This window comes from Glycomyces buryatensis (genome assembly GCF_004912275.1).
In the GTDB taxonomy this organism is placed as follows: Bacteria; Actinomycetota; Actinomycetes; order Mycobacteriales; family Micromonosporaceae; genus Glycomyces; species Glycomyces buryatensis.
In genome coordinates, this window is record NZ_STGY01000021.1 from 81,917 (window position 1) to 95,369 (window position 13,453).

Sequence of the window (13,453 nt, forward strand, 5' to 3'; positions counted from 1 at the left end):
GTCCGGATCGGCCCCGACTCGACGTGCCAGGCGAACCGTCCCGATCCCAGCCCACTCACCCCTCCCGAGACGGACCCCGATGCCTTAATCTGTATGTCGTAACCCTCCGTTACCCCGGAAAGTAGTCAACGTGGTCGATGTCGCGGCGGACTTGCGGACCGGGCTGGTCCGCGCCCTCGGACCGCTCGATCGGGCCACCATGCGCCACTCGATCGCCGACGCCGCGGCCCTCGCGCAGCTCCGCGAGGAGGCCACCGTGCGGCTCGCCCGCCACGCGTCCGAGGCCGACCAGTCCCGGCTGCTCGGCGTCCGCGCCGTCATCCTGCGAGTCCTCGGGGACTTCGACGGCGCCGAGATCGATGCGGCCGCCGCCGTCAAATACGCCGAGGCCATCGGCGCCGACCTCCTCCTCGCCCCCGCCAGGGCCCGGCTCGCCCAGGTCAAGCGCGTCCAGCGCCACTTCGAGGAGGCCGACGGCCTGTTCGCCCTGGCCGAGGCCGGCGAACTCCCCCGCACCCTCACCGGCGCCGCCCGCGCCTACGCGGCGCTGTCCTGCCTGGCCCAGGGCCGCGTCACCGAGGCGCTCATCCACCTGCAACGCGCCAGCGAGTACAACCCGCACAACTTCGTCATGCAGATCGTGGAGACCGGCCTCGACCTCGCCGAGGAGCGCGCCGCCAAGGGCGGCTTCGGGCCTCCCCCGCGCGGCTGGGCCGAACGGGCCGGGCACCCCGCGCCCGACCTGTTCAAGGATCAGCCCTCCGGCCGCTACGGCTATCTCGGGCCCGAGGGGCGCCCGGTCGTCAAGGCCGCGTTCACGCAGGCGGGTGACTTCCGCGGCGGCGTCGCGGCGGTCCGCCAGAGCGACTGGGGCGCGATCGACAAGCACGGCACCGTGGTCGTCCCGATGCTCTACGACTCGCTGGAGACGCCGACCGTGGACGGGCGCAATGTGCTCGGCTTCGTCGGCGGCGTCGCCGTGGCCGGGCAGCGGGGCCGCTACGGCGTCGTCCACAAGTCCGGACGCATCGTCATCCCGCCCCGCTACCAGCACATCGCCGTCCATCCCGCCGGGTTCCTCGTCTCGATGGACGGCTACTCCTGGGGCACCGCCGGACTCGACGGCGCCGAAATACGTCCACCCAGAATGGACAGAGCCGAGGCGGCCCGGACGCTCGACGCGGCGGTCTCCATCGACGACGGTCCGCTCTAGGAGTTCAGCTCTTGTGACGTTGGTTTCGTTGACGCTAGCCGTGCGGCAGGTAATCTCTTCAGCATGGAGTTTCGTCATCTCGGCCGTTCCGGCCTCGTCATTTCCGAACTGACCTACGGCAACTGGATCACCCACGGCGGACAGGTCGAAGAGGACGCCGCCGTCGCGTGCGTCCAGGCCGCGCTCGATGAGGGCATCACCACCTTCGACACCGCCGACGTCTACGCGCACGGCGCCGCTGAAGAGGTCCTGGGCCGCGCGCTCAAGGACGAACGCCGCGACGGCCTGGAGATCTTCACCAAGGTCTACTGGCCCATGGGCGAGGGCAAGAACGACCGCGGCCTGTCGACCAAGCACATCAAGGAGTCGATCAACAACTCCCTGCGCCGCCTCCAGACCGACCGCGTCGAGCTGCTGCAGGCCCACCGCTTCGACGTCGAGACCCCGCTCGACGAGACCATGCAGGCGTTCGCCGACGTCGTGCGAGCCGGCAAGGCCCACTACATCGGCGTCTCCGAGTGGACCGCCGACCAGATCCGCCGCGCCCACGCGCTCGCGCAGGACCTGAACATCCAGCTCGTCTCCAGCCAGCCCCAGTACTCGGCCCTATGGCGGGTCATCGAGGCCGAGGTCATCCCGGCCTCCGAGGAGCTGGGCATAGGCCAGATCGTCTGGTCGCCGCTGGCGCAGGGCGTCCTCACCGGCAAGTACAAGCCGGGCCAGGCCGCCCCCGCGGGATCGCGCGGCGCCGACCCCAAGTACGGCCGCTTCGTCGAGGGCTTCCTCGGCGACGAGACCCTCGAACGCGTCCAGCAGCTGGCCCCGATCGCCGAGGGCCTGGACCTGAGCATCGCCCAGCTGAGCCTGGCGTGGGTCCTGCACCACCCGAACGTCTCCGCCGCCATCATCGGCGCGACCCGCCCCGAGCAGGTCAAGGAGAACGTCAAGGCCTCCGGCGTCAAGCTCGACGCCGAGACCTACGCGAAGATCAACGAGCTCCTGGAGCCGGTCGCCAAGACCGACCCCAACCTCACGACGGCGCCGAGACCGCGCGCGTAATCGCCTTCGAGACAAGCTCCGGGTCGGCCGCATCGAACCATTCGATGCGGCCGTCCCTTTTGAACCAGGAGCGCTGGCGCCGCACGAAGCGGCGGGTGCCGCGAACGGTCCGCTCGAAAGCCTCGTCCTCGTCGTACTCCCCCGCGAAGTGGGCCAGGACCTGCTGGTAGCCGAGCGCGCGCGAGGCGGTCCGGCCTTCGCGCAGGCCCTGCGCCTCCAGCTCGCGGACCTCGTCCAGCAGCCCGGCCTCCCACATCGTGCGGACGCGGCGCTCGATGCGCTCGTCCAGGACGGTGGTGTCGAGGTCGACGCCGATGCGGACCGCCTCGATGTGGGCCTTGGGTTCGGGCAGGCTCGCGGTGAACGAACCGGTCAGCTCCACCACCTCGAGCGCGCGCACCACGCGGCGCCCGTTGGAGGGGAGGATCACCTTCGCGGCCGCGGGGTCGACCTCCCGCAAGCGGTGCCACAGCGCGTCGGAGCCGATCCGTTCGAGATCGGCTTCGAGCCGGGCCCGGATCTCGGGGTCGGTGCCGGGGAAGTCCATCTCGTCGAGGGCGGCCTGGACGTAGAGGCCGGAGCCGCCGACCAGCACCGGCCGCTTGCCGCGGGAGCGGATGTCGGCGATGGCCTCCCTGGCCAGGGCCTGGTAGCGGGCCACATCGGCGGCCTCGGTGACGTCGAGGACGTCGAAGACGTGGTGGGGAATCCCGTGGCGCTCGGCCTCGGTGATCTTCGCGGTGCCGATGTCCATGCCCCGATAGAGCTGCATCGAGTCGGCATTGACGACCTCCCCGTCGCACGCTTCGGCGAGCGCGACGGACAGCGCCGTCTTGCCGGCCGCGGTGGGGCCTACGACCGCGATCACCGGCGGCGGTAGGGTGGGGGAGCTGCCTCCACTTGCCAACTGAATACCCCTTCGGTTCGCTCGGGCAGGCAGGCGCGCCTGGCCCTGGAATTCTGGATCGCGTAGATTCGCGCGTTTCATCCGTCGAGGTAGACGGACCCGGCTGGCAGCGACCCGGCAACCACCGTAAGGTACGGGAAATACGTCCCTTAGTTCGTGTGAAGGATTTGAGATTACCGCGATGAGTGACCTCGGAGACTGGACCAGCTTCGGCCGCATCGACGCCGAAGGCACGGTCTACGTGAAAACCTCCTCCGGCGAGCGCGCGGTCGGCTCGTGGCAGGCCGGCTCCACCGACGAGGGGCTGGCGCACTTCGCGCGCAAATACGCCGACCTGGTGGTCGAAGTCGATCTCATCGCCGCCCGCCTGAACTCGGACTCGGCCGACGTGGAGCAGGCGGCCTCGCAGCTGCGCAAGCTCCGCGAGAGCCTGGAGACCGCGGCGGTCGTCGGCGATGTCGACGCACTCGGCGCCCGCCTGGACACGCTGTCCAAGCACGCCGAGGACAAGGTCGGCGAGTTCAAGGCCGCCAAGGACGCCGAGCGCACCGAGGCCATCGCGGCCAAGGAGGCCCTGGTCGCCGAGGCCGAGGAGCTGGCCTCCCGCGACAGCCACTGGAAGGCCTCCGGGCAGCGCTTCAGCGAGATGATCGACCAGTGGAAGGCCATCCACGGCGTCGACCGCAAGACCGACCAGAAGCTGTGGCGCAAGTTCTCCACCGCCCGCGACACCTTCACCCGCCACCGCGGCGCCTACTTCTCCCAGCTCGACTCCGAGCGCAAGGTCATCGCGTCCAAGAAGGAAGAGCTCATCGCCGCCGCCGAGGAGCTGTCGACCTCCACCGACTGGGGCCCCACCGCCGACCGGCTCAAGGCCCTCATGGCCGAGTGGAAGGACGCCGGACGCCTCGCTCCCGATGCCGAGCAGAAAGCCTGGAAGCGGTTCCGGGCCGCGCAGGACGTGTTCTTCAACGCCCGCTCCGAGGTCTTCTCCGCCCGCGACGCGGAGCTGGAGGCCAACCAGGCCGCCAAGGAAGAGCTGCTGAAGAAGGCCGAGGCGCTCGACGTCGCGGCCGACCCCAAGGCCGCGCAGGCCGCCATGCGGGAGATCCAGGCCGGCTGGCACGACGCCGGCGCCGTCCCGCGCAAGAACCAGGCCAAGCTCCAGCGGCGGCTGCGCAATGTCGAGGACAAGCTCCGCGACGCGCTCGACACCGCCTGGCGCAAGGTCCCGGTCGACGAGAACCCGCTGCTGCTCCAGATGCGCCAGCAGGTCACCGAGGCCGAGGAGAAGCTCGAGCGGGCCAAGGCCGACGGCAACGCCGGCCGGATCAAGAAGGCCGAGTCGGACCTGACGAGCAAGAGGCAGTTCCTGGAGCTTGCGGAGGGAACCAAGTGACACGGTTGCAAATCGCCGAGGGGGCGAAGTAGGAGACCGCATGTCCCCCGACTTCCTCCCCCCGCAGTTCATTCCCACCGAGCAGATCTTCAACCTCCGCGACGTCGGCGGCTGGAACGGCGCCGACGGCGCGAAGGTGAAGAGCGGCATCGTCTTCCGCTCCGACAACTTCGGCAGCGCCACCGCGGCCGATCTCGACCGCGTCGTCAATGAGCTGGGCATCCGCCACGTCATCGACCTGCGCCGCCACGAAGAGCTCGAGGCGACGGGCCGCTTCCCCGAGATCGACTCCGTCACGTTCCACCACCTCGAACTGCTCCACATCAAGTGGGAGCTGATCGGCGTGGACTACCCGTCCGGCTCCGCTGAGTCCGAGATCGTGCGGTTCCTGCGCCACCGCTACTCGGGGATGCTGGAGGCCGGCTACCAGTCGATAAGCGACTCGCTCGACGTCATCGCCCGGGGCGAGCCGGTGGTCTTCCACTGCATGGCCGGCAAGGACCGCACCGGGATCCTCGCGGCCGTGCTGCTGTCGATCCTGGGCGTGAGCGACGACGACATCGCCGCCGACTACGAGCTGTCGAACGTGGGCATCGCCCGGTGGCGGGCCTACCGCGACGCGACCTGGGGCAAGCCCGAGATCGACGGCGGCCTGAGCACCCCCGCCGAGGCGATGCGCCAGACCATCGCGGAGATGAACGACCGCTTCGGTTCCCTGGAGAACTACGCCATCGCGGCCGGGTTCAACAAGGCCGACCTGCTGCGGGAGCGCCTGCTCGAATAGCAAGCGCCCCAACGCCATCCGAAACCCGTACAAATTCTCCTAGCCGCGCGGCTAGAAAATCAGTTGCACCCGACCACAGAAACCGCTTACGGTCATTGGTTGGAACCTGCCCACCGCGAAACCGACGGCGGTGGGCGACAGGAGGGTGCACAGTGCGGGCAAAGACGAAACGAAAATCCACCGGCACTTCAGACTCAGACGATCCCTCTACCGAGCCCACCGCCCTGACGAACCTGTGGCGGATCAAGAAGTACCTGCGTCCCTACCGGGTCCGCCTCGGAATCCTGTGGACCCTGGTGCTCCTCAACATCATCTCCGGGCTCGCGATCCCGCCGCTGGTCGGCCGGGCGATCGACGGGCCCATCGACGACGGCGACTTCTCGCGGCTGTGGCCCCTCGTCGCCGTCATCGGCTGCCTGGGCGCCGCCGACGCCCTGATCAACCTGGTCAGGCGCTACTTCCAGACGACCACCGCGATGGCCATCGAGGCCGACCTTCGGGCGGCCCTCTACGAGCACCTGCAGAAGCTCCACACCGGATTCCACGACCGCTGGCAGACCGGCCAGCTGCTCTCGCGCGTGACCACCGACCTGGGCATGATCCGCCGCTTCTTCGCCGGCGGCCTGGTCTTCGCCATCACCTCGATCGGGATGATCACGATCATCCTGGCGCAGCTGCTGTGGATCGAATGGCGGCTGGCGCTCATCGCCATCGCCTCCGCGATCCCGCTGTTCCTCATCGGACGGGCCTTCTTCCGCGACTTCCTGCCGGCCGCCCGGGCCGAGCAGGACCAGTCCGGCGAGGTCTCCAGTGCCGCAGAGGAATCGGCGCTCGGCATCCGGGCCATCAAGGCACTGGGACGGGGCCCGCTCATGGCCTCGCGCTTCGACGTCGAGGCCAAGGAACTGCGCGAGCGGGGCATCCGCAAGAGCGTCATCGCCTCCCGCTCCTGGTCGGCCTTCGGCGCCATCGCCTCGGCCGCGCTCGGCGCGGTCCTGGTGTTCGGCGCGATCCTGGTCGCGAACGGCCAGATGACGATCGGCAACCTGACCGCGTTCATCATGCTGCAGCTCGCCCTGCTGTGGCCGATCGAGGCATCGGGCTGGGTCATGGCCCACGGCAACGAGGCCATGACGGCCGCCGACCGCGTCTACGAGGTCTTCGACACCGAACCGGCCATCCAGGACCGGCCCGGCGCCCGCGCCGTCGAACGGTCCGACGTGAACGGCGAGCTCGTCTTCGAGAACGTCCGCTTCGCCTTCGACGACGACCCCCGGGAGATCCTGGCGGGCGTCGACCTGACCGTCAGACCCGGTGAGACCGTGGCCATCGCGGGCAAGACCGGCTCCGGAAAGTCCACACTCGTGTCCCTGCCGTCCCGACTCAACGACCCGACCGGCGGCCGGATCACCCTGGACGGCACCGACATTCGCGACCTGCAACTCGCGAGCCTGCGCCACGTCGTGACCACCGCGTTCGAAGAGGCCACGCTGTTCTCGATGAGCGTGCGCGAGAACCTGGCGCTCGGCCGTCCCGGCGCCGACGAGCACGACCTCGAAGAGGCCGTACGGGTCGCGCAGGCTGAGTTCGTCTACGACCTGCCTTACGGGCTCGACACCCGCATCGGCGAGCAGGGGCTCTCGCTCTCCGGCGGGCAGCGCCAGCGCCTGGCCCTGGCGCGCGCGGTCGTCGTGAAGCCGGCGGTGCTGGTCCTCGACGACCCGCTGTCGGCGCTCGACGTGCACACCGAGGAACTGGTGGAGCGCGCCTTGGCGCAGGTCCTCCAGGGGACCACCGCCTTGATCGTGGTGCACCGTCCCTCGACGGTGGCACTGGCCGACCGGGTCGCGCTGCTGCACGAGGGCCGGATCGCGGCGGTGGGTCGGCACTCGGAGCTGATGGAGTCCAGTCCCGCCTATGTCGACGTGCTGTCGGCGGAATCTGAGGAGGTGGCCGCGTAATGGTGGTGCAGAACGACAAGCACGCGTCCTGGCGCGGCCGCTCCGAGTCCGCCGAGGCGGACCGGACCAGCGCCGAGCTCGAGGACGAGGAGTCCATCCGGCAGCTGCGCACGGCCAGCCGGAAGCTGCTGGGGTCGATGATGCGGCCCCACAAGCGCTCGATCTGGTTCCTGGTCGGCATTCTGACCGTCCAGGTCCTGGGCAGCATGTCCACGCCGATCCTGGTCATGTTCGGGATCGACCACGGCATTCCGGCGATCGCCGACCACGGCGACTACTCGGTCATGATCGGCGTCGGCATCGCCTTCGCGGCGGCGTCGATCATCGAGTACGTCTGCGTGCGGCTCTACATCGTCCAGTCGTCCAAGGTCGGCAACACGATGCTCTACGAGCTGCGCAAGCGCATCTTCTGGAAGTTCCAGCGGCTGTCGGTGGCCTTCCACGAGCGCTTCACGTCCGGCCGGGTGACGGCGCGCCAGAGCGCCGACATGGAGTCGATCCGGGAACTGACCGAGAACGGCGTGGACGACCTGGTCATGGCGGCGATGAACGTCGTCACGATCACCGTGGTGATGCTGGTGATCGACCCGCTGCTGGCCGCCGTCACGCTGCTGACGTTCCCGCTGATGCTCATGCTGGGCCGCTGGTTCTCGAAGGTCTCGGCGATCGCGTACCGCAAGGCGCGCGAGACCGTCGCGGTCCTCATCGTCTACTTCGTGGAGTCGATGGGCGGGGTGCGGGCCGTGCAGGCCTACCGGCGCGAGGACCGGGACCGGGAGCTGTTCTCCGGTCTCAATACCGACAACCGATTCGCGCAGGCCAAGGGGCACCAGCAGAACGCGTTCATGTCCGGCGGTATGCGCGGCATCGGCCACCTGGCGACCGTGGTGCTGCTGCTGTTCGGCGGCTGGCAGGTCATGCAGGGCAATACCGAGGTCGGTGTCCTGGCGGCGTTCCTGCTGTACATGAAGCGATTCTTCGACCCGCTCAATGAACTGGTGCAGTTCTACAACGTGCTCCAGTCGGCGACCTCGGCGCTGGAGAAGCTCTCCGGTGTCCTGGACGAGGAGATCGACGTGCCCGAACCCGAGGCGCCGCAGAAGATCGCGTCGCCGCGGGGCGAGATCCGCTTCGACGGCGTCGGGTTCCACTACCGCGAGGACCAGCAGGTCCTGCCGAATCTGAACCTCCGCATACCGGGAGGACAGACGGTCGCGCTGGTGGGCGCCACCGGCGCGGGCAAGACGACGATCGCGAAGCTGGTGAGCCGCTTCTACGACCCGCGGGAGGGCAGTGTCTCGCTCGACGGCGTGGACCTGCGCGATCTCTCCGAGGCCGACCTGCGCGCCAACGTCGTCATGATCACCCAGGAGAACTTCCTGTTCAACGGCACGATCGCGGAGAACATCGAACTGGGCATGCCCGGGGTGAGCCGCGAGCGGATCGTGGAGGCGGCCAAGGTGGTCGGCGCCCACGAGTTCATCGAGGCGCTTCCCGACGGCTACGACACGCACGTGCGCAAGCGGGGCGGGCGGCTTTCGGCCGGCCAGCGCCAGCTGGTGGTCTTCGCGCGGGCGTTCCTGGCCGATCCGCGGGTCCTGATCCTGGACGAGGCGACGTCCTCGCTGGACATTCCCTCGGAGCGGCTGGTGCAGCGGGCGCTCCGCACGATCCTGGCCGACCGGACGGCGATCATCATCGCCCACCGCCTCTCGACGGTGGAGATCGCCGACCGGGTCCTGGTGCTGAGCCAGGGCGTCATCGAGGAGGACGGCACCCCGGATTCGCTGATCGAATCTGGAGGCGAGTACGCGACGCTCCACCGCCAGTGGGCGGACAGTCTGGTGTGATGCCCGATTGGCCGGGTCGGCCCCCGCGTTTGCGGGGGCTGCTCTGGTGTTGGCACCCGCTCAGCGGCGGGCGGTGACGAGGTAGTAGTCGATCCATCCGTTTTCGTAGCAGCGCAACCAGTTACGGCCCCAGGTGTCGGCGAATTCGGTCTGGGACAGCCAGCGGTCCATGTACGGCCACACGTGTTCGCCGATCGAGGTGACCTCGACGTCCGTCAATCCTGCGGCCTCGAGGTCCCCAACGAACTCCCCCACCGGGCGGATCAGGTCGATGCCGGATTCGACGGTTTCGAGCAGGTCCGCCAGCGGCGCTTCTTGCGCCTGGGGGGCGAAGAAGGTGGCGGTGGCGAAGCGGCCCCCGGGCTTCAGGACGCGGTGGATCTCGCGGGCGGTGGCGGCCAGGTCGTCCACGTGCTGGAGCATTTCGATGGCGTACACGCCGTCGAAGGAGCCACCGGGCCAAGGGATGTCGGTGACCGATCCCTTGTGGAACGAGAGGCGTGCGTCGGGCTCTGCCAGCGCGGCGGCGTTCGTCTCGGCGGCGCGCGCGAGCTGGTCGTCCGAGCGGTCCAGGCCCGCGACGGTCGCGCCGATCTCGCGGGCGACCAGGGCCGCACCGACGCCGAGGCCGCTGCCGAGTTCGAGCAGGCGGTTCCCCGGCCCCGGTTCGAGCCGGGCGGTGATCTGCCGGTACATCTCGGCCTGGCTCTCGGTGCGTTCGGCGAGGGTGATCGGCCGGTCGGGATCGGCGCCGAACCAGTACCCGTAGTTGATGAATGAACCGGAGAAGATCGCCAGCGAGCTGAGATCGTGCTCGCCGTACATCAGGTCGCGCCGCTCCTGCGGGCTCAGTTCCGCTGCCATAGCCACACATTCTGGCACGAATGGGAGCACCAGGGATACCCGTACACTGAGGGGAAAGCTCCCGGAGGGCCTCCGGCCCCTCGGGCACACCCCCTTTGCACCCGTAGGAATGCCGCCATGTCCCAGCCGGATCCCTCCTCGCTTCGCGTCTCCAACGACGAGCGTGAGGCGGTCGTCGCCCAATTGCAGAGCTCGCTCGACTCAGGCCGGATCAACTTGGGCGAGTTCGACGAGCGCACTCGCGCGGTCTACGAGGCCATCACCTATGACGATCTCAACCGGTTGCTGGAGGACTTGCCCGGTGCGGCCCTCGCCGTGCCGGAAGCCGCTGAGCCGCAATCGTCGCCCCCGGCTCCAGTGCCGCCCGCGGTGCAGCCTCTCGAACAGCCGTATTCGAACGGCTATGGGACCGGGGCGCTGGTGTGCGGGCTGCTGTCGGTGGTGAATTTCTTCCCGTTCTCGATCATTGCGATCGTCCTGGGCGCCATCGGGATCGACAAGGTCAACAAGGGTCAGGCCGACAATAGGTCGAGCGCGTTGGCCGGGATAATCCTCGGTTCGATCAGCATTCCGGTGTGGATCACGCTCATCGTGATCAGCTCGATCTTCTGGTGGTTAGCCGCAGGCGCAGCCGGGGGCCTCGGTCGTCGCTTCGGCCTTCGGCTCGGCCTTGCGTCCGATCGACGGCATGCCGAGGCTGACGCCGGGGAGCTTGGTGGCCTTGCCGGCCTGCCAGGCGTCGCCGGCCTTGGTCTTGCGGTGGGTCAGGACCCGCTCATCGGCGACCAGGTGGTGCGGGGCGCCGTAGGTGACCTTGGTGGTGATGACGTCGCCGGGGCGGATGCCCTCGGCATTGCCGACGGCGTCCTTTTCGCTCGGCGTCACGGCGAAGTGGACCAGGCGGCCGTCGCGGGCGCGGCCCGAGAGGCGGCCGGTCGCGGCGTCCTTACGGCCGTCGCCGACGGTCACCAGGACTTCGACGTCGGTGCCTTCGAGCTTCCGGTTCTCCTCCCAGGAGACGCGCTCCTGGAGTTCGACCAGGCGCTCGTAGCGTTCCTGGACGACGGCCTTGGGGATCTGGTTCTCCATCGTCGCGGCGGGGGTGCCGGGGCGAATCGAGTACTGGAACGTAAAGGCGGAGGAGAAGCGGGAGGCCTCGACGACGTCGAGGGTGGCCTGGAAGTCCTCCTCGGTCTCGCCCGGGAAGCCGACGATGATGTCGGTGGTGATGGCCGCGTCGGGCATGGCCGCGCGGACCTTGTCGATGATCTCCAGATACGCCTTGGAGCGGTAGGAGCGGCGCATCTCCTTGAGCACCTTGTCGGATCCGGACTGGAGCGGCATGTGCAGCTGGTGGCAGACGTTCGGGGTCTCGGCCATGGCGGCGATGACGTCGTCGGTGAAGTTCTTGGGGTGGGGGCTGGTGAAGCGCACGCGCTCGAGGCCGTCGATCTCGCCGCAGGCGCGCAGGAGCTTGCCGAAGGCGAGCTTGTCGCCGAACTCGACGCCGTAGGTGTTGACGTTCTGGCCCAGCAGGGTCACCTCGGAGACGCCCTCGTCGACCAGGGCCTGGACCTCGGCGAGGATTTCGCCGGGGCGGCGGTCCTTCTCCTTGCCGCGCAGCGACGGGACGATGCAGAACGTGCAGGTGTTGTTGCAGCCCACGGAGATCGATACCCAGCCCGAATAGGTCGAGTCGCGCTTGGTCGGCAGGGCGGAGGGGAAGGTCTCGAGGGATTCGAGGATCTCGACCTCGGCGGCCTTATTGTGGCGGGCGCGGTCGAGCAGGACCGGGAGGGAGCCGATGTTGTGGGTGCCGAAGACGGCGTCGACCCAGGGCGCGCGCTTGGTGATCTCACCGCGGTCCTTCTGGGCGAGGCAGCCGCCGACGGCGATCTGCATGTCGGGGTTGGCGGCCTTGGCGGGGGCGAGGTGGCTGAGGTTGCCGTAGAGCTTATTGTCGGCGTTCTCGCGGACGGCACAGGTGTTGAACACGACGAGGTCGGGCGCGTCCGTCCCCTGAACGGGGATATAGCCGGCCTCCTCGAGGAGACCGCCGATCCGCTCGGAGTCGTGGACGTTCATCTGACATCCGTAGGTCTTGACCTGATACGTCTTCACACCTTGCTGAGCCACGCCTTCCAGGATAGACGCGACCCCCGTCACCGTCGGACCCCGGGAATCGGCCCGTGGGCCGGCGGGGGCTGGGGACCGGGTTCGGCCCGCCCGCGAGGCGGGGGGCGGCCTGCCGATCGGCGCGGTTCGGGGCCGGTCCTATCGACGGACCGGCCCCGGTGAACACTCGCGCCGTTAGAGGCCGGAGGGGGTCAGCGGCGGGTTGAGGCGGTTGAAGCCCTCCTGGTTCTCGTAGGGGTAGTACGGGTACGGCGGGACCTTGCCGCTGGCCTTGTCCAGGGCCGCGACCTGTTCGGAGGTCAGGTTCCAGCCGACCGCTCCCAGGTTCTGCTTCAGCTGCTCCTCGTTCCTGGCCCCGATGATGACCGAGGCGACCGTGGGCCTTTGCAGGATCCAGTTCAGGGCGATCTGCGGCAGCGTCTTCCCGGTCTGTTCGGCGATCTCGTCCAGGGCGTCGACCACGTTGTACAGGCGCTCGTCCTCGACGGGCGGGCCCCACTGCGCGGTCTCGTGCAGGCGACTTCCTTCCGGGAGCGGCCGGCCGCGGCGGATCTTGCCGGTCAGGCGGCCCCAGCCCAGCGGGCTCCACACCACCGCCCCGACGCCTTGGTCGTGGCCCAGCGGCATGAGCTCCCACTCGTAGTCCCGGCCGACGAGCGAGTAGTAGACCTGGTTGGCCACGTAGCGGTTCCAGCCGTGCTCGTCCGCGGCGGCCAGCGACTTCATCAGCTGCCATCCGGCGAAGTTCGATACTCCGGTGTAGCGGATCTTGCCCGCCTTCACCAGGTCGTCCAGGGCCCGGACGGTCTCCTCCACCGGGGTTCCGGCGTCGAAGGCGTGCAGTTGGAACAGGTCGATGTAATCCGTGCCGAGCCGCCGCAGGGCATCGTCCACGGCGCCGATGAGATAGGCGCGGCCCGAGCCGGCCCGGTTCGGCCCCTCCCCCATCGGCAGGCTCGCCTTGGTGGAGATCAGGACTTCGTCCCGGCGGCCCTTGATCGCCTCGCCGAGCATTTCCTCGGAGGCTCCGTCGGAGTAGACGTCGGCCGAGTCGAACATGTTCACGCCCGCGTCGATGGCGATGTCGACCATGCGCCGGGCCTGCTCGACGCCGGTGTCGCCCCAGGCGCTGAACAGCGCGCCCTTGCCGCCGAAGGTGCCCGCTCCGAAGCTGAGGGCCGGGACGTGGAGGCCGGAGGAGCCGAGTCTGCGGTATTCCATGATGAACCCCTTAAAGGATCTACAGTTCCGTTAATACGTGGATTACACTAACACCGGTC

Annotated in this window: 10 protein-coding genes and 1 pseudogene; 7 read left to right on the plus strand and 4 right to left on the minus strand. The window is 68.8% G+C overall.

The window, feature by feature from the left end; translation table 11 throughout:
• Nucleotides 1–130 precede the first annotated feature (130 nt).
• Together FAB82_RS05365 and FAB82_RS05370 are read left to right on the plus strand one after the other, a co-directional pair.
• The gene (locus tag FAB82_RS05365) at nucleotides 131–1,213 is read left to right on the plus strand and encodes a WG repeat-containing protein (protein WP_136533512.1); all 1,083 of its coding nucleotides are present in this window, start codon (nucleotides 131–133) and stop codon (nucleotides 1,211–1,213) included.
• 63 nt (nucleotides 1,214–1,276) lie between these two features.
• Nucleotides 1,277–2,272 carry an aldo/keto reductase family protein gene (locus FAB82_RS05370; RefSeq protein WP_136533513.1) on the plus strand — a complete coding sequence of 332 codons (996 nt, stop codon included), beginning with the start codon at nucleotides 1,277–1,279 and terminating at the stop codon, nucleotides 2,270–2,272.
• Here the strand turns inward: FAB82_RS05370 and miaA are convergent.
• Complete coding sequence (gene miaA, locus FAB82_RS05375; RefSeq protein WP_136533514.1) at nucleotides 2,244–3,260, minus strand: tRNA (adenosine(37)-N6)-dimethylallyltransferase MiaA; 1,017 nt, start codon at nucleotides 3,258–3,260, stop codon at nucleotides 2,244–2,246. The two genes, FAB82_RS05370 and miaA, sit on opposite strands and share 29 nt — an antisense overlap.
• A gap of 100 nt (nucleotides 3,261–3,360) precedes the next feature.
• Here miaA and FAB82_RS05380 point away from each other — a divergent pair, with 100 nt between their 5' ends.
• The 4 genes from FAB82_RS05380 (at nucleotide 3,361) to FAB82_RS05395 (ending at nucleotide 9,173) form a co-directional block, all read left to right on the plus strand.
• Nucleotides 3,361–4,578 carry a DUF349 domain-containing protein gene (locus tag FAB82_RS05380; protein ID WP_136533515.1) on the plus strand — a complete coding sequence of 406 codons (1,218 nt, stop codon included), beginning with the start codon at nucleotides 3,361–3,363 and terminating at the stop codon, nucleotides 4,576–4,578.
• A gap of 40 nt (nucleotides 4,579–4,618) precedes the next feature.
• A complete protein-coding gene (locus tag FAB82_RS05385) occupies nucleotides 4,619–5,362 on the plus strand; it encodes a tyrosine-protein phosphatase (protein ID WP_136533516.1) in 744 nt (247 codons plus the stop codon).
• A gap of 152 nt (nucleotides 5,363–5,514) precedes the next feature.
• Nucleotides 5,515–7,323 carry an ABC transporter ATP-binding protein gene (locus FAB82_RS05390; protein WP_211116389.1) on the plus strand — a complete coding sequence of 603 codons (1,809 nt, stop codon included), beginning with the start codon at nucleotides 5,515–5,517 and terminating at the stop codon, nucleotides 7,321–7,323.
• Nucleotides 7,323–9,173, plus strand: a complete 1,851-nt coding sequence (locus tag FAB82_RS05395) for an ABC transporter ATP-binding protein (RefSeq protein ID WP_136533517.1) — start codon at nucleotides 7,323–7,325, stop codon at nucleotides 9,171–9,173. Before FAB82_RS05390 ends, FAB82_RS05395 begins: the two co-directional genes overlap by 1 nt.
• Before the next feature lie 60 nt (nucleotides 9,174–9,233).
• Here the strand turns inward: FAB82_RS05395 and FAB82_RS05400 are convergent, their stop codons facing one another.
• Complete coding sequence (locus FAB82_RS05400) at nucleotides 9,234–10,037, minus strand: class I SAM-dependent methyltransferase (RefSeq protein WP_136533518.1); 804 nt, start codon at nucleotides 10,035–10,037, stop codon at nucleotides 9,234–9,236.
• A 117-nt stretch (nucleotides 10,038–10,154) separates the two neighbouring features.
• On the opposite strand from FAB82_RS05400, the pseudogene FAB82_RS28780 reads away from it, so the two are divergent.
• Nucleotides 10,155–10,610, plus strand: a pseudogene (locus FAB82_RS28780) (DUF1707 and DUF4190 domain-containing protein); the annotation flags it as partial.
• Nucleotides 10,611–10,652: 42 nt separating this feature from the next.
• On the opposite strand, the gene miaB reads toward FAB82_RS28780, so the two are convergent.
• Nucleotides 10,653–12,182, minus strand: coding sequence for a tRNA (N6-isopentenyl adenosine(37)-C2)-methylthiotransferase MiaB (gene miaB, locus FAB82_RS05410; protein WP_136533606.1), 1,530 nt, complete (start codon nucleotides 12,180–12,182; stop codon nucleotides 10,653–10,655).
• 165 nt (nucleotides 12,183–12,347) lie between these two features.
• A complete protein-coding gene (locus tag FAB82_RS05415) occupies nucleotides 12,348–13,394 on the minus strand; it encodes an aldo/keto reductase (RefSeq protein WP_136533519.1) in 1,047 nt (348 codons plus the stop codon).
• Nucleotides 13,395–13,453: the final 59 nt, after the last annotated feature.